Origin of the sequence: Brevibacterium sp. W7.2, from assembly GCF_018137945.1 — a bacterium.
In the GTDB taxonomy this organism is placed as follows: Bacteria; Actinomycetota; Actinomycetes; order Actinomycetales; family Brevibacteriaceae; genus Brevibacterium; species Brevibacterium sanguinis.
Genome location: NZ_CP073089.1, coordinates 193,938 through 213,576 on the forward strand (window position 1 = coordinate 193,938; position 19,639 = coordinate 213,576).

17 protein-coding genes are annotated in these 19,639 nt (G+C 69.6%); 12 read left to right on the plus strand and 5 right to left on the minus strand.

From position 1 onward, the window contains the following. Positions 1-4: 4 nt before the first annotated feature. A complete protein-coding gene (locus tag J9315_RS00860) occupies positions 5-895 on the minus strand; it encodes a serine hydrolase (RefSeq protein ID WP_198499965.1) in 891 nt (296 codons plus the stop codon). Further along, positions 892-1,890, minus strand: a complete 999-nt coding sequence (locus J9315_RS00865; RefSeq protein ID WP_198499964.1) for a LysR family transcriptional regulator — start codon at positions 1,888-1,890, stop codon at positions 892-894. The genes J9315_RS00860 and J9315_RS00865 overlap by 4 nt, the downstream gene beginning before the upstream one ends. 95 nt (positions 1,891-1,985) lie before the next feature. On the opposite strand from J9315_RS00865, the gene J9315_RS00870 reads away from it, so the two are divergent. The 3 genes from J9315_RS00870 to J9315_RS00880 all read left to right on the plus strand — a co-directional run bounded on the left by J9315_RS00870 (position 1,986) and on the right by J9315_RS00880 (position 6,726). Next, the gene (locus J9315_RS00870; RefSeq protein ID WP_198499963.1) at positions 1,986-3,884 is read left to right on the plus strand and encodes a penicillin-binding transpeptidase domain-containing protein; all 1,899 of its coding nucleotides are present in this window, start codon (positions 1,986-1,988) and stop codon (positions 3,882-3,884) included. A 270-nt stretch (positions 3,885-4,154) separates the two neighbouring features. Continuing rightward, a complete protein-coding gene (gene bla, locus J9315_RS00875) occupies positions 4,155-5,096 on the plus strand; it encodes a class A beta-lactamase (RefSeq protein ID WP_198499962.1) in 942 nt (313 codons plus the stop codon). Positions 5,097-5,358: 262 nt separating this feature from the next. Continuing rightward, positions 5,359-6,726 carry an MFS transporter gene (locus J9315_RS00880; protein ID WP_198499961.1) on the plus strand — a complete coding sequence of 456 codons (1,368 nt, stop codon included), beginning with the start codon at positions 5,359-5,361 and terminating at the stop codon, positions 6,724-6,726. An 86-nt stretch (positions 6,727-6,812) separates the two neighbouring features. Here J9315_RS00880 and J9315_RS00885 read toward each other — a convergent pair whose 3' ends face one another. Continuing rightward, positions 6,813-8,096: an aromatic acid/H+ symport family MFS transporter gene (locus J9315_RS00885; RefSeq protein ID WP_198499960.1), complete on the minus strand. Its 1,284-nt coding sequence runs from the start codon at positions 8,094-8,096 to the stop codon at positions 6,813-6,815. An 82-nt stretch (positions 8,097-8,178) separates the two neighbouring features. Here J9315_RS00885 and J9315_RS00890 point away from each other — a divergent pair, with 82 nt between their 5' ends. After that, a complete protein-coding gene (locus tag J9315_RS00890) occupies positions 8,179-8,997 on the plus strand; it encodes a helix-turn-helix domain-containing protein (protein WP_198499959.1) in 819 nt (272 codons plus the stop codon). Between the two features lie 177 nt (positions 8,998-9,174). On the opposite strand, the gene J9315_RS00895 is transcribed toward J9315_RS00890, so the two are convergent. Then, entirely contained in the window at positions 9,175-9,414 is a 240-nt protein-coding gene (locus J9315_RS00895; protein ID WP_198499958.1) for a hypothetical protein, read from the minus strand. Positions 9,415-9,881: 467 nt separating this feature from the next. On the opposite strand from J9315_RS00895, the gene J9315_RS00900 reads away from it, so the two are divergent. The 3 genes from J9315_RS00900 to J9315_RS00910 are packed head-to-tail and all read left to right on the plus strand — an operon-like array spanning position 9,882 to position 12,643. Then, entirely contained in the window at positions 9,882-10,985 is a 1,104-nt protein-coding gene (locus tag J9315_RS00900; protein WP_198499957.1) for a cupin domain-containing protein, read from the plus strand. Next, positions 10,982-11,899 (plus strand): fumarylacetoacetate hydrolase family protein, encoded by a 918-nt coding sequence (locus tag J9315_RS00905; RefSeq protein WP_198499956.1) that lies wholly within the window; start codon positions 10,982-10,984, stop codon positions 11,897-11,899. The genes J9315_RS00900 and J9315_RS00905 overlap by 4 nt, the downstream gene beginning before the upstream one ends. 6 nt (positions 11,900-11,905) lie before the next feature. Beyond that, positions 11,906-12,643, plus strand: coding sequence for a maleylpyruvate isomerase family mycothiol-dependent enzyme (locus J9315_RS00910; RefSeq protein ID WP_198499955.1), 738 nt, complete (start codon positions 11,906-11,908; stop codon positions 12,641-12,643). Positions 12,644-12,787: 144 nt separating this feature from the next. Here the strand turns inward: J9315_RS00910 and purB are convergent, their stop codons facing one another. After that, on the minus strand, positions 12,788-14,224 hold the full coding sequence (gene purB / locus J9315_RS00915; protein WP_198499954.1) for an adenylosuccinate lyase: 1,437 nt from the start codon (positions 14,222-14,224) through the stop codon (positions 12,788-12,790). A 323-nt stretch (positions 14,225-14,547) separates the two neighbouring features. Between purB and J9315_RS00920 the strand changes: the two genes are divergently transcribed. From J9315_RS00920 to J9315_RS00940, 5 genes are all read left to right on the plus strand, one after another. Further along, positions 14,548-14,793, plus strand: coding sequence for a hypothetical protein (locus J9315_RS00920; RefSeq protein ID WP_137824949.1), 246 nt, complete (start codon positions 14,548-14,550; stop codon positions 14,791-14,793). A gap of 10 nt (positions 14,794-14,803) precedes the next feature. Continuing rightward, positions 14,804-15,610 (plus strand): hypothetical protein, encoded by an 807-nt coding sequence (locus J9315_RS00925; protein ID WP_198499953.1) that lies wholly within the window; start codon positions 14,804-14,806, stop codon positions 15,608-15,610. Continuing rightward, on the plus strand, positions 15,607-17,124 hold the full coding sequence (locus J9315_RS00930) for a hypothetical protein (RefSeq protein WP_198499952.1): 1,518 nt from the start codon (positions 15,607-15,609) through the stop codon (positions 17,122-17,124). Before J9315_RS00925 ends, J9315_RS00930 begins: the two co-directional genes overlap by 4 nt. Before the next feature lie 441 nt (positions 17,125-17,565). Further along, positions 17,566-18,660 (plus strand): pyruvate dehydrogenase (acetyl-transferring) E1 component subunit alpha, encoded by a 1,095-nt coding sequence (pdhA, locus tag J9315_RS00935; protein ID WP_232623759.1) that lies wholly within the window; start codon positions 17,566-17,568, stop codon positions 18,658-18,660. Next, entirely contained in the window at positions 18,660-19,634 is a 975-nt protein-coding gene (locus tag J9315_RS00940) for an alpha-ketoacid dehydrogenase subunit beta (RefSeq protein ID WP_198499950.1), read from the plus strand. The genes pdhA and J9315_RS00940 overlap by 1 nt, the downstream gene beginning before the upstream one ends. Positions 19,635-19,639 lie beyond the last annotated feature (5 nt).

The window sequence follows — 19,639 nt, forward strand, 5'->3', positions numbered from 1 at the left end:
GGGCTCACCCCAGGGTGCGCAGGTGCTCGATCGCGAGCCGCGCGCAGTAGCCGATCGACGCATCGAGCTCCGGTTGGGAGAACGTCGCGATCGATGACCGGGTGAACACGGCGATGCTGTAGGCGGAGCCGTCGCTGTCGACGACGACCCCGGCCTCGTGCCGGAAGTTGAGGAACGTGCCCGTCTTCCCGTAGTACTGGACGGCATCCATCGGGAAGCCGGCGGCGATGCGATGGCGGAAGATCTGCTTCTGCAGCAGGCGCCGCAGCGTCGCCGACCCCTCGGGTCCGAGCAGCCGCCCGGTGTGGATGAGTTCGAAGAGCTTCGCGGTGGCGCGCACGGTGCCGGTGTTGAATGCCGAATCGGGCAGCTGCGGAACCCGCCCGGAGCGGGCGTCGGCGGCCGCGACGGCCAGGGCCTGCGCCTCATCGCCGGCGGCCACCTCGGCGAGGACGTCGTAGAGGTGGGACATCGGTGAGGTCACTTCGAACGACCGGATCCCGCCGCGGTGGAGCACGGTCATGATCCGGTCGGGTCCGACGAGGTCGAAGAGCGTGTCCGCGGCGGCGTTGTCGCTCACCGACAGGGCCATCGCGGCGAGGTCGCGGACGCTCATCTCGACGGGGTCGAGGAGTCCCGCGATCCCCGTCCCGCCCGGGGTCGAGTGCGCCGGATCGACGAGGAGGCGCTGCGTGAGGTCGACGGCGCCGTCGGCGGCCGCGTCGAGGAGACCGGCGATGACGGCGACCTTGCCCACCGAGGCGAGCGGAATCCGCGCCGATTCCCGGATGCCCAGCGACCGGTGCGTGCCGAGGTGCTCCGCAAAGAGGAAGCCCTGCGCACCGAGGCCGGTCCACACTCCGTTGATCTCGTCGATGACGGTCGTCGCGCTCACGGTCGGAACAGCCTCTCATCGGCGTAGCGGCCGTCCCCGTCGGGGACCACCGCGTGCGTACGGTGGGGACGGGCCCCGAGGATCTCCGCGATCGCCGCTCTCAGCGCAGGGGCGGACTCCATGAGTCCGGCGAGATCGCAGCTCTCCGACCCGACGACCTCGACGCGGCGGGCGAGTTCGACATCCCGGAGACTCCGGTGGGGAAGGCTGTGGGTGCGGGCCGTCTGCGGCGTGCACAGGAGCACCGACTCATGGGCGAAGACGTGGGTGACCGCGTCGAACTCGGAGTCGGCGACCCGCAGCTGCCCGAGGTGGATGCCGCGGGCGACGAGCGGGGTGAGCAGCCCGGAGTCGTGGAGGAGCCCGGCGTCCTCGGGCAGGAGGGTCACCGACTCCCGCTCTGCATGCCGGCCGAAGCCCATGCCCGGCGGCATGCCCCGCAGGTCCGCGGCGCTGATGCTCGAGGGTTCGGAGTGCGGGGCGAACCTCGGCGAGGCGGCGACGAGGTCGACGACGAGGTCGCTGACCTGACGCCGCCGTGACGTCGTCGCCGGTGCCCCGAGTCCGCGCACGTCGAGGCCCGCGTCGATCTCCCCGGCGCCGATGAGGTCATCGAGGTCCGCGGCCTCCGCCGGCGTGAAGCGCGGGGGAGCGCCGGCAAGGCGCAGCTCGCGGGTGGCGGCGATGAGGACGGCGGGGTCGAGCTGCCCGCTCACCCCGATGACGAGCCCCCGATCGCGACGGCCGGCGGTCTCGGCGAGCCCGTCGATGCGGCGGAGGATCTCGAGGACGTCGGGCAGCACCGCGCGGCCGGCGGCGGTGAGCCGGATCCGCCGTGAACTGCGATCGAAGAGGCGGACGCCGAGGTGCTTCTCGAGCTCGGCGACACCGCGGGAGATCGGCGGCTGCGCGAGCGAGAGCTCGTCGGCGGCCCGCGTGAAGCTCTCATGTTCGGCGACGGCGCGGAACATTTCGAGGCTCTTGAGGAGGTTCATCGACCCGATTCCACCTGGACGTATATCAGAAAGTGCATAGTTCGAACTCCATGTGATATTGGACATGCGAAGATGCTCCTGCCGACGATAGCACCATGAAGACCCGTTCTCGTCGGATCATCGGCGCCGCCGTCGTGCTCGTCCTCATCGGCATCGGCCTGCTCGCGCTGCGCACCCTGCCCGTCCTCCCCTCGAGCGCGGCCGAGGAGATCGCCGCCGATCTCACCTCCGGCAGTCTCGAGTCCCCGGTCTGGTCGACCGCGGATGCGCAGCAGAGCTTCGACGCGATCGTCGCTGACCTCGCCGAGGCGGTGCCCACCCGTCGTGTCGCCGTGGACTCCGTCGACGGCGGGGTGAGCTCGGCGACGGCGACGCTGCGCTGGGAGTGGGCCGTGCCGACAGGGAGCTCCGATGGTCCCTGGTCGTACACCACCGAGGTGCCGTTGCGCCGCAGCGGTGCGACCTGGACTGCCGACTTCGCCGAGAGCGTCGTCCACCCCGACCTGCAGGCAGGCCAGGTCCTCGCAGTGACGCGGACGCCGGGGACTCGGGGTCGCATCCTCGGGCAGGGCGACGAGGTCCTCGTCTCCGACGGGGAGGTCGTCGATGTCGGACTCCAGCCGAGCAGACTCGACGATGAGACAGCGACGCTCGACCAGCTCAAGAGGTCCCTCGACGTCGATCCCGACGAGCTCGCCGACCGCGTGAAGGCGGCCGACCCTGACGCCTTCGTCCCCGTCATCACTCTGCGTCGGGATGACTACGAACTCGTCAAGGGCGCGATCTTCGACCTGCCGGGCACGGTGTTCCGGACCCGCATGCAGCCGCTGTCGCGGACGAAGGACTTCGCCGCAGCGACCCTCGGCAGCACCACCCTGGCCGGCCCCGATGAGGTCGCCGCCGAACCCGAAGTGCTGACGCCCGAGTCCTACGTCGGCACGAGCGGCATCCAGCTCCTCTACGACCGGACGCTGCGGCCCACCCCCGGGCTCACGGTGCTGACACGCCCCGCCCCGGGCCAGGCATCCGACGCCGGTGCGGGGACCACCTCGGCGCCGGTGCATGAGGTCGCCGGCACCGACGGTGCGGATGTCGAGACGACGATCGACGTCGCCGTGCAGACGGCCGCTGACGAGGCCGCGAAGACGGGGACGAAGCCCACCGCGATCGTCGCGATGCGCCCGAGCGACGGCTCCGTGCTCGCGGTCGCCAACGCCGATCCGAAGGGTGCGGCCTGGGATCGGGCGCTGACCGGACAGTACCCGCCGGGGTCGGTCTTCAAGGTCGTCTCCGCCTCGGCGATGGTCGGCACCGGCATCGCCCCGGACGCGACGCTCAGCTGCCCGAAGACGACGACGGTCGAGGGCAAGCGCTTCAAGAACGCCGAAGACCACGTCCTCGGCGACGTCGACTTCACCGAGAGCTTCGCCCAGTCGTGCAACACCGCCTTCGTCGACTCCGCGCCCGACGTCACCCCGGCGGCGCTGAGCGAGACAGCGCTGGCGCTGGGCATGGGCGAGGTCGACATCGGCACGGACTCGTACATGGCCTCGGTTCCCGAGGTCGACGACACCGTCGAGCACGCGGCGGCGATGATCGGGCAGGGCAAGGTGCTCGCCACCCCGCTGGCGGTGGCGACGATGGCCGCGAGCGTGGCCGCCGGCGGCACCGTCCAACCCCTCCTCGTCCTGCCCGACCGCAGGGACGGCGATGTCCCCGCCCCTGACCTGAAGGCACTCGCCGAGGTGAAGGCGATGATGCGTCAGACCGTGACCGGCGGCACCGCCTCGGCGCTCGCTGACGTCCCCGGCGGGCCCGTGTACGGCAAGACCGGCACCGCGGAGTACGGCACCGACGTGCCGCCGCGCACCCATTCGTGGTTCGCCGGATTCCAGGGCGACGTGGCGGTCGCCGTGCTCGTCGAGGACGGCGGATTCGGCGCCGAGGCGGCTGTGCCCGTCGCCGACCGCTTCTTCACGGAGCTCAACTCATGAGGACGTGACCCGGGGCAGCCCATCGCTCTGGATCGCCGCAGGCGCACCAGAACTGCCTCCAGGACACCCGACGCGCTCACGGCGCACCACAGAAGACCGCACCACAGAAGACGGCGCACCACAGAGGACGGCGCACCACAGAGGACAAGGAGAGAGATGTCTCACGCACACACGCCGCTGCCGACCGCGGCAGACGGCCGCAGGGAGCAGCGACCATGGAGCCCACGCGAACTCCGCGAGCGCCCCCGGCCTCCGGTCCGGCGTCGCTCGATGGCTGCGGTTGCCTGCGCGGCAGGACTCGCGCTGCTCACCGGGTGCACCGGATCCGGGACCACCTCGGCGTCCGACGAGGCGTCGGCCGGCTCCACGACGGCGGCAGCGGCACCGACCGCAGGGGGCGAATCGACTGCGACCACGTCTCCGGGAGACGACGCTGCGGACTCCGCCTTCACGCAGCTCGAAGACGACTTCGATGCCCGGGTCGGCGTCTACGCCGTCGATCTCGACACGGGCCGGGAGGTCGCCTGGCGCGGCGATGAGAGGTTCGCGTACGCGTCGACGATCAAGGCGATGGCCTCGGCGGCGCTGCTCGACGAGGTGGGGACGGACGGCCTGTCGAAGGACGTGGCGATCTCACGCGACGACATCGTCAGCCATTCGCCGGTGACCGAGACGAAAGTCGGGGGCACGATGACGCTCGCCGAGCTCTGCGAGGCCGCGATGACGCAGAGCGACAACGGCGCGGCGAACCTCATCTTCGCCGAGCTCGGGGGACCGGCATCCTTGGATTCCCGCCTCGACGACCTCGGCGACACCGGGACCACGGTCTCCCGCACCGAACCCGGGCTCAACGAAGCGAAGCCCGGGGATCCGCGCGACACGACGACCCCACGCGCCTCGGCGGACAATCTCCGCGAATACGTCTTCGGGGGAGTGCTCAGCGACGACGAGGCGACGACCCTGACCGACTGGATGAAGGCGACCCAGACCGGGGACACCCTCATCCGCGCCGACCTGCCCGAGGACTGGACCGTCGGAGACAAATCCGGCACCGGGTCCTACGGGTCCCGGAATGACCTCGGCATCGTCTGGCCGGGCGACGGCGGGCCGATCGTCATCTCCGTCCTGTCGTCGAAGGATGAGAAGGACGCCGAGGCGGACGACCGTCTCATCGCCCGCGCCGCAGCCGCCGCCGTCGACGCGATCCGGTGAGTCGGCGGGCACCGCGACGACCGCGCGCTCGCTCGGCAGGGGCACCGCCGGACTGTCCGGCGACTGTGCTGCAGGCGCTCTCGGACAAGGAGAACCGCCTCGGTGCTGGGCCGCTGACCATGGACGACAGTGAAAAAATGCGCGGAAGCCTCCCCTGTGTCCGGGTCAGCTGATAGTCTCAAGCGCGGATCACCTGTAAGGGAAACTTGCCGGCGAGCAACCACCCTGAGTGCACCTTTCCCATGAGCGAACGGAATCAGCGATGTCCGAGTTCGAATCTGAGTCACGCCCCGGCACCGGACAGGAGTCCGGCACTCCCGAGAAGGAGCGCGGACGCCGACGGTCGATGCTCGTCGCCGCCTTCGGCACCGTCGTCGAATGGTACGACTTCTCGATCTTCTTCTACGTCGCGACGACGCTGACGACGGAGTTCTTCGGCGGGCAGGCCGATTCGCTGCTGCTCACCCTCGGCGTCGGCGCCGCCGGCTTCCTCTTCCGACCCCTCGGCGCGATGGTCTTCGGCCACCTCGGCGACCGCGTCGGGCGGAAGCAGGCACTCGTCGTCTCCGCCGTCCTCATGGCCGTCTCGATGCTCGGCATCGCCGTCATGCCCGACTACAACACGATCGGCATCTGGGCGGGCGTGGGCCTCGTCTTCTTCCGCTGCCTCTCCGGCTTCTCCGTCGGCGCCGAGTACACCGGCATCATGGTCTTCCTCATGGAATCGGCCAAGCCCGGCAAGCGCGGCGTCGCCGCGTCCTGGGCGGCGGCGAACAGCGAGGTCGGTGCGCTGCTGGCCGTCGGATCCGGGGCGCTGCTGGCCAACACCCTGTCCACCGAGGCGATGGAGACGTGGGGCTGGCGCGTGCTCTTCGTCCTCGGCGCGGTGCTCGCCGCACTCATGGTGCCGCTGCGCCGGATGATGGTCGAGACGGACACCTTCAAGCGCCTCCAGCAGGCGGAGAAGAAGGACGTCGCCCTCCAGCGGTCACCGCTCATCACCGCGCTCGTCGAACAGCCGCGCGCGATCCTCGTCGCGTTCCTCATCTCCTCGATCGGCTCGGTGAGCTACTTCCTCAACATCACCTACGTCCCCACCTACATCGAAGAGGTGGCGCAGGTGCCGAACTCGGGATCGCTGGCGCTCGGCACCGTCGCCGCGGTCGTCGCGATCGTCGTCACCCCGTTCTTCGGCGTCGCCTCCGACAGGTTCGGACGCAAGATCGCGCTGGCCGGGCTCATGGTCGTCTTCGTCTTCACGACGATTCCCGCCTATGTGCTGCTGAGCAACGACTCGGCGGCCATCGCGATCGGCGGCGCGGCGTTCCTCGCGATTCCCGCCGCCGGCTGGAGCGCGGTGGCCGCGGCGATGATCCCCGAGCAGTTCACCGGGACCAGCCGCTTCTCCGGCATGGCGATCGGCTACAACGTCGCCACCGTGCTCTTCGGCGGGCTCTCCCCGCTCATCGCGACCGCGCTGATGAGCTCGACCGGCATCACGCTGGCCCCGGCGATCTACGCGACGGTCGTCGTCATCGTCGCCGGTGTCCCGGCGCTGCTGCTGGCCCGCAGCATGGGGAACAAGACGCTCGCCGAGGTCGACGCCGACCGCCACCTCGTCCCGGCATAGGACCGGTCGAGGTGGCGTCAGGGGCCTCGCCGCCGAGGTGAGGCGCCCCGGTAATCGGGCCTGGGCCTCGACCTGCGGCCGGCGAGTCACTGCGCGGCGGCCGTGGCCGGCGCACCCTCCTCGGGAGCGCGGTTCCGCTGCCGGCGGCTGAGCACCGTGAGCAGGCCGAGGACGAGTGCCGAGGCCAGGGCCGACCCGCCGAAGAGGAGGAAGTTCATCGACGGTGCGACCCCCTGCATCCCGAGGAGGATGCCCGAGACCTGCGGGGCGAGCACCGCTCCGATGCGACCGACGCCGAGCGCCCAGCCCAGGGCCGTGCCGCGCAGATTCTCCGGGTAGTGTGACGCGATCGCCCCGATGATGAGCGACTGCGTGCCGTGGGTGCCGATGCCGGCGAGGACGAGCGCGATGTAGATCGCCGCCGTCGCCGTCGTTCCGCTCATCAGGGAGACGAGCGCGACCCCGGCGACACCCGCGGCGACGGTCGCCGTCGGCAGGATGCCGAACCGGTCCCCGGCCCATGCGGTGAGCACGGATCCGACGACGGCACCGAGGTTGAGGGCGAGGGTGAAGGCGAGGGCCGGACCGAGGTCGGCCCCGGAATCGCGCATGATCTTCGGCAGCTGCGTGCCGAGGCCGTACCACGCGAAGAGCGTGAAGAGGGTGGTGAGGGCGAAGAGGATGGAGAAGGTCAGCCAATGCGGACCGAGCAGGGTGCTGAACCCGGCCTTCTCCCGGCCGGCAGATCCCCGGTCCGCCACCGGCGTGCGCACGGTCGAGGTCTCCGGCAGCACCTTCCATGCGACGGCGAGCAGGACGAAGGACACGATGGTGATCCAGAACATCGACCGCCATCCGAAGGCCGGGATGAGAGCGAGTCCGGTCAGTGCCGCGATCGCACCGCCGATCGGCACTCCCGACATCATGAGGGTCGCCATCGAGCCGCGCCAGCGCGGCGGGACGAGCTCAGCGGTGAGCGCATTGGCCGACGGCACGAGTCCGCCGAGCCCGAGCCCGGCGATGAGGCGCAGCGCCCCGAAGACGCCGGGGTTCGGGGCGACGGCGCACAGCACGGTCGCGACGGCGAAGACGATGACGCACACGAGGATCGTCTGTCGCCTGCCCAGGGCATCGGCGAGACGACCGGCGACGACGGCGCCGATCATCATGCCGAGGAACGCCAGCGATCCGAGGGTGCCGGCCGACCCCGGCGTCAGCCCCCAATCGGTGGTTTCGATGAGTGAGTTCTGCACGGCGCCGTAGACGATGAGGTCGTACCCGTCCATGACGATGAGAAGCCAGCAGATGATGACAGCTGCCCAGCGGTGCGCTTCACTGCGCACCGGGGCCTTGAGCGTGGTCTCGGTCATGGGTGACACCGTAAGGAGCGTGTGAATCCGATCACGAGACAATTCTGCTCTGCGGAATCTGTGAGTCGGTTACGGTTGGGCTATGCCGCAGCACTTCAGCATCGTCAAACGCCCTGACCATGCCATCGAATCCGTCGACAACGCTCTGCTGCTCATCGATCTGCTGCGCCGTCATCCGCAGGAGGGCGTGCGGGTCGCCGATGTCGCCGACTACCTCGGGGTCGCGCCCTCGAGTGCGCACCGGCTGCTCTCGACCCTGCTCTACCGCGGGTTCGTCACTCGAGGCGCCGCCCGCCAGTACCGGGCGGGACCGGCGCTCGGCGTCGCCGATTCGCAGGGCACCCAATCCGTGCCCGGTCCCGTCCTCGACGTCCTCGCGCAGCTGAGTGCTGACACCGGGGAGACCGTCTCTCTGCTGCGTCGCCGCGGGGTGAGCGTCGAGTTCCTCACGACGGTCGAATCCCGGCAGCGTCTGCGCGTGGGGGAGCGGACCGGGACCGTGCTGCCGGCACGGCTGACCTCGGGTGGCAAGGCTCTGCTCGCCGCCCTCGACGATGCATCGATCCGCTCGCTCTACGCCGGGGGACGGACCCCGGCCGAACGGCTCGCCGCCCATGATCTCGTCAAGCTGCTCGCGGAGATGACGGACGTGCGCCGCGTCGGCTATGCCCTCAACCTCCGCCAGACCGAGGCCGACATCAGCGCCCTCGGGATCGCCGTGCCCCGTGCCGGAGGTCTGCCGCCGCAGAGCGCGGTGGCGCTCAGCGCGCCCGCGGTGCGGACGAAGCAGCTGATCTCGGAGTCCTCGATCGACCTCGTGCGCCGCGCCTGCGCCGATCTTGCCCGCATCGCGGCGGAGATCGACACCCCGGAGTCGGGGGGCACAGCAGAGAACGACTGACCCGCGCGCTCGGTCTCGCCGCGGTGATCGAGGCGAGACCGGACTCCCTTCGGGGTCGCGGGCGCGTTCCGGTCGGGCCCTCTCCGGTTTCGCCGGCTTCTCTCGCGCGCGGTTGCGCGTGGCGATCATCGGTCGCGAGCGCATTCCGCGCCGGACAGAGCGAGGGTCGGCCCCAGACTAAGCGGCAGGGCGGGATGTGCCGTCGCCGCTCCGAGCGGCTCGCCGGCGACCAGCGAACTCGCGTCGCATCTGTGCGAACCCGGCTGCCATCGCGACGATTCCGAAGACGATGAAGACCGTGCGAACCCATCCGTCGGAATCGGTGAACAGCTGGTTCGGCAGCACGAACAGGAAGGTCGCGCCGACGAAATACCAGACGGCTGTCGACCTCTGATCAGTGTGACCCTTCTTGCTCATCGGGAAATCCTTCCACTCGTTCCTCGAAAGCCGCAGCTCCGCCGAGCCCGTGGCGCTCTGCCCGGCAGTTCCTTCGGCCCTGGTGTCTCTTCGAGTCTAGGAAGGACGCCGATGGGTCCACATCCCCCTCGCGGGGGAAATCGGCGTCCGTCGCGCGACCGAAATCCGCGATCGCACCTGCATCCTCGCGCTCGCGCCGTGATCGCCCTGCCGTCTCTCCGTCGCCGCATGAGTTCCAGAGTTCCAGGAAAGGCCCATCAACTCCAGGACGAAATGGTCAGATTTGAGCGCCGAAAACCGGACCAGATCGACCTGAAGTCCTGCCGCCGTGACGTCGGCACGCCCGCGTCACGTCGCCACCGCCTCGGCGCTCCCGGCAGATTCCGTCCAGCGGAATTTGCTCCCGTCCGGCCCCTGACGATCGATAGCCTCGGCGCAGAATCAGCACTGTGGCCGAGGAGGTCCCGATGACGCGCCCTGCACCGACGATGACGAACCCCGATCCCACCGCGGAGGAAGCCGCGGAACTCGACGCGATGTACCAGACGATGGCCGCGGAGAACATGATCCCGCTGTGGACGCAGCTCGACGAGCTCATGCCGCCGACCCCCGCCTCGGCGGCGGTGCCGCACCTCTGGCAGTGGAAGACGCTGCTGCCGCTGGCCGAACGCGCCGGCGACCTCGTGCCCGTCGGCCGCGGAGGGGAGCGCCGCGCGATCGCGCTGGCCAACCCCGGCCTCGGCGGGGCACCGTTCGCGACGCCGACGCTGTGGGCGGCGATCCAGTACCTCGGCGGGCATGAGGTCGCCCCTGAGCACCGGCACTCGCAGAACGCGTTCCGCTTCGTCGTCGAAGGGGAGGGCGTGTGGACGGTCGTCAACGGCGATCCCGTGCGGATGTCGCGCGGTGACTTCCTGCTCACCCCGGGCTGGAACTTCCACGGCCACCACAACGAGACCGATCAGCCGATGGCGTGGATCGACGGCCTCGACATTCCCTTCGTCCACTACGCCGACACGTCGTTCTTCGAGTTCGGCATCGACCGGGTCACCGACGAATCGACCCCGGACATCTCCCGATCCGAGCGGCTGTGGGGCCATCCGGGACTGCGGCCGCTCTCGGGACTGGCGAACACCGTGAGCTCGCCGATCGGCGCCTACCGCTGGGAGCACACGGATCGCGCGCTCACCGAACAGCTGCGACTCGAGGACGAGGGCTTCCCCGCGACCGTCGGCCAGGGCCATGCGGCGATCCGCTACGTCAACCCGACGACCGGCGGGGACGTCATGCCGACGATCCGCGCCGAATTCCACCGCCTCCGCGAAGGCACGAAGACCCCGGTGACCAGGCGCGTCGGCTCCGAAGTCGTCCAGGTCTTCGAAGGACGGGGACGCATCCTCGTCGACGATCGGACGTTCGCGGTGGAGAAGGGCGACCTCGTCGTCCTTCCCTCGTGGTCGGCCGTGAGCGTGGAGGCCGACACCGGCCTCGACCTCTTCGCGTTCAACGACCGCCCCATCATCGAAACCCTGAATTTCGCTCGCACCCACGTCGAAGGAGAACACCAGTGAGACTTGCCACCATCGCCACCGGATCCACCGCCCGCGGAACCGACCCCGCCTCTGCCGCCGCCGTGCTCAGCGGCGATGACTACCTCGTCATCGACGGCTTCACCGACGTCGGCGATCTGCTCGCCACCGAGAACTGGGAGGCCACCGTCGCCGAGGCGCTCGCGAACCCCGCCGCGACCGTGCCCGAAGCCGAGGCCGAGGTGCTCCAGCTCATCACGCGCCCGGGCAAGATCATCTGCGTGGGGCTCAACTACCGCAGCCACATCCTTGAGATGGGGCGCGACCTGCCCGCGTACCCGACGCTGTTCGCGAAGTTCGCCGAGACGCTGACCGGGCCCTACGCCGATGTGCCGTTCGCCCCGGAGGACCCCGAACTCGACTGGGAGGGCGAGCTCGTCGTCGTCATCGGCAAGCAGGTCCGCCGCGTCGACGAGACCGCGGCGGCCGCGGCGATCGCCGGCTACACGATCGCCAACGACATCTCGATGCGCGGCTGGCAGTTCCGGACGAAGGAATGGCTGCAGGGCAAGATGTGGGAGGACTCGACCCCGCTCGGTCCGGTGCTGACCACCGCTGACGACTTCGACCCCGCCGAGGCGGTGCTCACGACCACCGTCAACGGCGAGGTCATGCAGGAGCACGCGATCGGCGACCTCGTGTTCTCCCCGGCTCACCTCGTCTCCTACATCTCGACGATGATCACGCTCGAACCCGGCGACATCATCCTCACCGGCACTCCCGGCGGGGTCGGGCGGGCCCGTGACCCGCAGGTCTACCTGTCCGTCGGCGACGAGGTGGCCGTGTCGATCGACGGGATCGGCCAGATCGCCAACCGGATCGTCGACGCGGATGCCCCGGGCGTCGCCGGCGAATCCCGTCTCGCCACCGCAGGCAGCACGGCCGACGCAGGCTGAAGAGCCATGGTCGCCAGACACGATCTCACGACTGATCCCGAACTCCGGGACGAGCTGCTCACCGTCCGCCGCGGCACGGCGTTCTTCGCCCGGAAGGTCACCGAGCTCTCCGACGCCGACTTCGACGAGCCGAGCCTCCTGCCCGGCTGGTCGCGGCGCCACCTCCTCGCCCACGTCGGGTACAACGCCCGTGCCCTGACCCGCCTCGTCCAGTGGGCGAACACGGGCGTCGAGACCCCGATGTACGACTCGCCCGCCGCCCGCGATGCCGAGATCGACTTCGGCGCGACCCTGCCCGTGCGCGCACTGCGCCACCTCAACGACCACGCCGCCATCAGCCTCGACGTCGAATGGCGCGACAGCCCGGATGCGGCGTGGGAGGCGACGGTGCGCACCGCGCAGGGACGGGAGGTCCCGGCCCGGGAGACCGTGTGGATGCGCACCCGGGAGGTCTGGCTCCATGCCATCGACCTCGCCAACGGCGCCCGCTTCTCCGACGTCCCCGAACCCGTGCTCGCCCGCCTGCTGCGCGACATCACGGGCACCTGGCGGGCCCGCGGCACCGATGTGGGCCTCGTCGTCGCGGTCGACGGGTGGGACGACCGCCTCGGCGACATCGAGTCCGAGGACCCGGCGATCGTCAGCGGGGAACTGCCGGACCTCGTCCGCTGGGCATCGGGCCGCGGTGACACCGGAGTGACGGCATCGACGGGAGAGATCACGCCGGCGCCGAGGTGGCTGTAGCCGCCGTCGACGACAGTGCAGTCATCATCGCCCGCCACGACCGGTTCCGTCGTGGCGGGCGATGTGCGTTCGTGCCGGTTCCGTTATGGCCGGTGATGTGCGCTTCTGCCGGTTCCTCAGTGAGGGGCGACGTGCGCTGAACCCTCAGACGGCGGGCGACGTCGCCTTCCACGCGGCCACCTCGTCGCGGGCGAGCTGAGCAGCCTGCCCGACATAGGTCGCCGGGGTGAGCGCGGTGAGACGGGCCGTCTCCTCTGCGGGCAGACCGAGACCGGCGACGAACTCCTGGAGATCGGCCTGGTGGATGCGCTTGCCGCGGGTGAGCTCCTTGAGCTTCTCGTACGGGTTCTCCATGCCGGGCACGCCCTGGAGGCCGGCGGCGCGCATCACCGACTGGATCGCCTCGCCGAGCACCTCCCAGTTCGCATCGAGGTCTGCGGCCAGGGCGTCTTCGTTGATCGCGAGCTGACCGAGGCCCTTGACGAGGTTGTTCAGTGCGAGCACCGAATGGCCGTACGCGACGCCGATGTTGCGCTGCGAGGTCGAATCCGTGAGGTCACGCTGCATCCGCGAGGTGACGAGGGTCGCGGCGAGCGAATCGAGCAGTGCCGAGGAGAGCTCGAGATTCGCCTCGGCGTTCTCGAAGCGGATCGGGTTGACCTTGTGCGGCATCGTCGACGAGCCGGTGGCGCCGGCGACGGGGATCTGCTTGAAGTAGTTCATCGAGATGTACGTCCACATGTCGGTCGCGAGGTTGTGCGCGATCCGGTTGAACCGGGAGACGTCGGCGAAGAGCTCGGCGTCCCAGTCGTGCGACTCGATCTGCGTGGTCAGCGGGTTGAACGTGAGGTCGAGGCTGCCCTCGACGAAGGTGCGGGCGATCTGCGGCCAGTCCGCACCGGGCACCGCGGCCAGGTGGGCGGAGTACGTGCCGGTGGCGCCGTTGATCTTGCCGAGGAAGTCCGTCGCGGCGATCCGCTCGTACTGGCGGCGCAGGCGGTGGACGAAGACGGCGAGCTCCTTGCCCATCGTCGTCGGGGTGGCCGGCTGGCCGTGCGTATGGGCGAGCATCGGGACCTCGGCGAGGCTCTCGGCGGTCTCGGCGAGGGTGTCGATGAGGGCACGGGCGCGGGGGAGCCAGACCTCCTCGGTGGCGCCCTTGATGCCGAGCGCCCACGAGAGGTTGTTGATGTCCTCCGAGGTGCAGCAGAAGTGGACGAGTTCGCTCAGGTCCTCGGCGCCGATCTCCACTAGCGCGTCCTTGATTGTGTATTCGACGGCCTTGACGTCGTGCACGGTGACCGCCTCATGGGCGGCCAGTGTGGCGATCGTGTCCGCATCGAACCCCTCGGCCCACTTCCGCAGGGCCGTGACCTCCGCCTCGGTGAGGGTGCGCACGCCGGGAATCACGGAGTTCTGCGTGAGGTGGATGAACCATTCGACCTCGACCCGGATGCGGTTGCGGTTGAGGGCGGCCTCGGAGAGGTGATCGACGAGGTCAGCGGTGTCTTTGCGGTAACGGCCGTCGAGCGGTCCGAGGGCGATGGCGGGCGAGACTTCAGCGAGTGAAACGGTCGGCATGACCTCATTTTCTCACGGGCCCGGAGCCGTCCGCTCACGGGCACGGAACCGCTCACTCACGGGTCGGCGCCTGTGGACGGCGCGGGGACTCGCGTGCGTGGGGCCTGTGGACGCTCAGTCGCTGTCCACAGGGGCGGCGCGGGGTCTTCAGCACGAGCGCTCCGGTCTCCTAGGGTGCCGGCACAGGTTCGGGCGCTGGGCTCGTGCAGGTCTTCTCGTGCAGGGGACGGGCATGGTGATCGCGCCGCTGACAGGAGCGCGGCTCGCACTGGCCTCGCGCGACCAACGGGGACACGGCTCGTACAGGGGAAGGGGAAGGAGCGATGATCACCGACGAACTCGCGGCCAGCCGCGACGGGTGGCGGCAGCGGGCCAACGAGCTGCGCTCGCTCGCGACCGCGGCCCGGCAGATCGACGGGTGGGATTCGCCCGCCGGCCGGATGCTCGTCGACCGGCTCGGTTCGTGCGCCGAGGCGATCGCGGGTCTCGCCGACCGGGCCGACGATCTCGCCGAAGCCTACGACCTCCATCTGCAGGTCGTCTCCGTCGGCGGACGGATCCAATTGTGAGAGGGAGGGGATGATCGTGACGGAAGCAGGCCACGGGCACGCCGCAGACGGGGATGCCGAGGAACACCGCGCCGCCAAGCGGCTGCTCGCATCCCGGCACGTGCTCAACCACGACCGGGCGGCGGCCAAGGACAGCGTGCTCGGCACCCGGTGGATCACCGTCGATCTCGAGCGGATCCGCCGGCTGCCCCACCGCCTGCGCTGTCTGTGGCCGAAGCAGCTGCTGCCCACCGGTGACCGTGCCGGCACCACCGGATCCCGGGCGACCGCCTCGGCGGGAATGGTCGTCACCCCGACCGCGGCCGGCCTGCGCGAACATCCTACCGACGTCGTCCGACCCCGCGACCTCGACGTCCTCTCCGCCTGGCTCGCCGGCTTCGCGAGCGAACTCAACCTCACGCGGTTCCGGCTCGGCATCGTCGTCGGCGGCGCTGACGCCGCCCTCACCCTCGAGATCGCCGTCTGCGCCGACACCGCCCTGGCGATGCTCGCCCTGCGCGGCACGGACTTCTCCGACTTCGCCGGGTTCGAGTTCCTCCGCCGCCTCGACATCACCGATCTCGCCGTCGTCGGTGAGGAGCTCACCGACCTCATCACCGGTGACTGCGTCCTCACCCTCACGTATGCCGGGGTGCGGAACCGGTCCGGGATGGAGTTCCTCCACCGGCAGGGCGACTCGTGGCACCGTCCGCTCCTCGAGCGCGGCACGGCCGGGGTGACCGTGGCGGAGATGGAGGACGTCGGCGCCGAGGCGGTGCGGATGCTCATCGCGGCCACCCTCGCCGAGCTCTGCCGCACCGAGGAGGCGGCCCGATGATCGCGACGCGCACCCGCGGCGGCGGGCGGATGACGATCGATGACCGGGCCGAGCTCAGCGGCACCGACCTCGAACGGATCGTCCGGCGCATCGGCGATCTCAATGCCGCCGGTGCTGTCGCCGACTTCGACCTCGCCACCCTGCTCACCCAGGTGCCCTCGCCGCTGACCGCCCTCAACCTCGACCGCGCACGGATCGTCTACCACCAGCAGCTCACCGTCGTCCTCCTCGAACTCGAGGCCACGACGCTCGCGATCCGGACGGCCGCGCTCGCCTACCGGGAGGCGGAGAAGGGGGTGAGCGAGGTCTTCGGCGGCCTCCTCGACGGACTCGGCTACGTCACCGGCCGCGTCATCGCCATCAGCCTGCCCGTCGTCATCCCTGCGGCGCTCGTCGTCGGGATCCCCGTCTACGCCGCGGCCACGGTCCTCGACGCGGTCGGTGCCGACGACCTCGTCGAGCAGCAGTTCGGGATCGACCTCGCGCAGACGACGGATCGGCTCAAGGAGGATCTCACCCGCCTCGTGTTCGAGAACTCGGACGCCACGGGCGCCGTCATCGAACACGTCCTGCCCGGCATGGTCGTCGGCTTCCTCGGTCTGCCGCCGCAGCTGCTCGCCGTCGACAGCGACACCACCCTGTGGCCCCACGACTCCGGATCGATGACCGCTTGGGTGCTCGCCGCGGCGAACCTCGTCGGCCTCCTCACCCCCTCCGAGGTCGAGGTGTGGAAGGCGGAGGGTCTCACCCCCGCCCATGCGCAGCCGCCGGCCGATGTCGCCGAGCTCTACAGCAGGGAGGCCGCGCAGCACCGCGGCGTCGACTCGGGACAGGTGCGCATCGAGGAGGTGAGGTCACCCGACGGCACGACCCGCTACATCGTCTACGTGCCGGCCACCACCGACTGGTCGCCGGAGCCGGGGGAGAACACGACCGATCTGACGACGAACGTCGAGGGCATGGCCGGCAACGACACCGTGATGCGCGAAATGGTCCGGCAGGCGATCGCCGACGCCGGGATCGGCAGCGACGCCGAGGTCATGCTCGTCGGCTACTCCCAGGGCGGCATCACCGCCGGCTCCCTCGCCGCGGATCCGGCATTCCTCGCCGATGTCAACGTCACGGCACTCGTCACCGTCGGCGCCCCGATCTCCGACTTCGCCATCGATGAGAGCGTCGACGTGCTCGCCATCGAACACGAACAGGACCTCGTGCCCGACCTCGACGGGAACGAAGACCCCGCCCGGGACCGCTGGACGACGATCACCGTCGACTACGACCCCGACGAGCTGCGGAAGGCCCCGAACCTCGCCGACAAGTCCGACGCCGAACTCGACGAGATGTTCTCCTCGGCCGGCGCCGCGCATTCCTCCGCGGCGTACTCGGCCTCCCTGGCCCTCATGGTCGGCGCCGGACACCCGGCTCTGCGGCGCTTCACCACCCGCAACGCCGGGTTCTTCTCCGGAGACATCACGGAGACGAGGGACTACCAGGGCAAGCGGAAGCGGAGGTGAGTGGCACGGGATTGCCGACACCGTCTGACAGGCAACCCTTCGACATGCGACTCTTTCACGTGCGGTGGTCGGACTCCCAACCACCTCGGCGAGGATCGACAATTCCGCCTCCGGCCTTTGGCGACGCCCGCCAGGCCATCGGTGCCATCCGTAGGCTGACCACGACCGATGCATTTCGACGTCGATGCGGACCACCGGTTCGCAGCGGTGCCGACAGCACCCTGGCGGTGGCACGGGCACCCCGGATTCTGTATCGTAGGGGTACCTGTGAATCAGATCACGCGAGGGCGATTCCTTCCACCAGAGGCGTTGCCCGCAGCACACTGTCCGCCACCGGTCACCTCCGGTGCTGTATGGACCTTGAGAATAAGGAGAGCTGAAATGACCTCGAACATTTCAGTGGGATCCGGGACTGCCCACAGTCAGTCAGCGGAGCCTCGCATGATTCAGATGCTCACCGAGGACGGCAACCGCGTTGCCTCGGGCGAGTACGACGCCTTCGCCGCAGAGCTCACCGATGAGGATCTGCGCGGGTTCTACCGGGACATGGTCCTCGTCCGCCGCGTCGACGCGGAGGGCGCAGCCCTGCAGCGCCAGGGTCAGCTGGGACTGTGGGCCCCGATGTTCGGCCAGGAGGCCGCCCAGATCGGCATGGGCCGCGCCGCCCGCCCCCAGGACTTCGTCTTCCCCACCTACCGTGAGCACGGCCTCGCGTACACCCGCGGCGTCGAACCCGAAACGCTGCTCGGCATCTTCCGCGGCCAGAACCACGGTGGCTGGGACCCGCAGGAGCACCGCTTCCACACGTACACGATCGTCATCGGCTCGCAGACCCTCCACGCCGCCGGCTACGCCATGGGCGTGTCGATGGACGGCGACGTCGGCACCGGTGACCTCGAAGGCGACACGGTCGCCATCGCCTGCTTCGGCGACGGTGCGACCTCGCAGGGCGACGTCTCGGAGGCGCTGACCTTCGCCGGCGCCTTCCACGCCCCCGTGCTCTTCTTCTGCCAGAACAACCAGTGGGCGATCTCCGAGCCGACGAACGTTCAGACCCCGGCCCCGCTCTACAAGCGCGGCGAGGGATTCGGCGTGCCCGGCATCCGCGTCGACGGCAACGACATCATCGCGATGTACGCCGTGGCCCGCGCGAGCCTCGACTCGGTGCGCTCCGGCAACGGCCCGATGCTCATCGAGGCCTACACGTACCGTCGCGGTGCGCACACCACCGCCGACGACCCGACGAAGTACCGCGACCGCGCCGAAGAGGAGATCTGGGCCGACCGCGACCCGATCACCCGTCTGCGCGCCTACCTCGAGAAGCACTCGGACACCGATGAGTCGTTCTTCGCCGAGGTCGACGCCGAGGCGGACACGCTCGCTGCGCGCATCCGCCACAACTGCATGACCATGGAAGACCCCGACGGTGTCGAGATGTTCGCTCACGTCACCTCCGAACCTCACCCCCTCGTCGATGAGGAACGTGCGGAGTACCTCGCGTACCAGTCCTCATTCGCCGATGCAGGTGAGGCCTGATGGAGAAACTTCCGCTTTCCAAGGCGATCACAGCCGGTCTGCGCAAGGCCATGGAGGACGACCCGAAGGTCGTCCTCATTGGTGAGGACATCGGCAAGCTCGGCGGTGTCTTCCGCGTCACCGAGGGCCTGCAGAAGGACTTCGGGCCGCAGCGCGTCATCGATGCGCCGCTCGCCGAATCCGGCATCGTCGGCACCTCGATCGGCATGGCGATCCGCGGCTACCGGCCCGTCGTCGAGATCCAGTTCGACGCGTTCATCTTCCCCGCCTACGACCAGATCGTCACCCAGGTCGCCAAGCTCTACAACCGCACCCTGGGCAGCGAGCGCATCCCGATGGTCATCCGCGTGCCCTACGGCGGCGGCATCGGCTCTCCCGAGCACCACTCGGAGAGCCCCGAGACCGTCTTCGCCCACCATGCGGGACTCAAGCTCATCAGCCCGTCGAACGCCAACGACGCGTACTGGATGATCCAGGAGGCGATCCGCAGCGACGACCCGGTGATGTTCTTCGAACCCAAGCGCCGGTACTGGCAGCGCGGGGACGTCGACACCTCGGCGAAGGACCTCGGCATGCACGACGCCCGCGTCGTGTCCGAGGGCACCGACGTCACCCTCGTGGCCTACGGGCCGCTCGTGCCCACCGCGGCCGATGTCGTCGCGGCCGCCGCCGAGGAGGGCAAGAGCGTCGAGCTCATCGACCTCCGCAGCCTCAACCCGATCGACTTCACGACGATCGAGAAGTCCGTCCAGAAGACAGGCCGACTCGTCGTCGCCCACGAGGCGCCGACGTTCCTCGGCCTCGGGTCGGAGATCGCCGCCCGCATCTCCGAGCGCTGCTTCTTCAACCTCGAAGCCCCGGTCATCCGCGTCGGCGGCTACCACACGCCGTACCCCGGCTCGCGGATGGAAGAGCACTACCTGCCCGATCTCGATCGCATCTTCGACGGTGTCGACCGGGCCCTGTCCTACTGACGAAA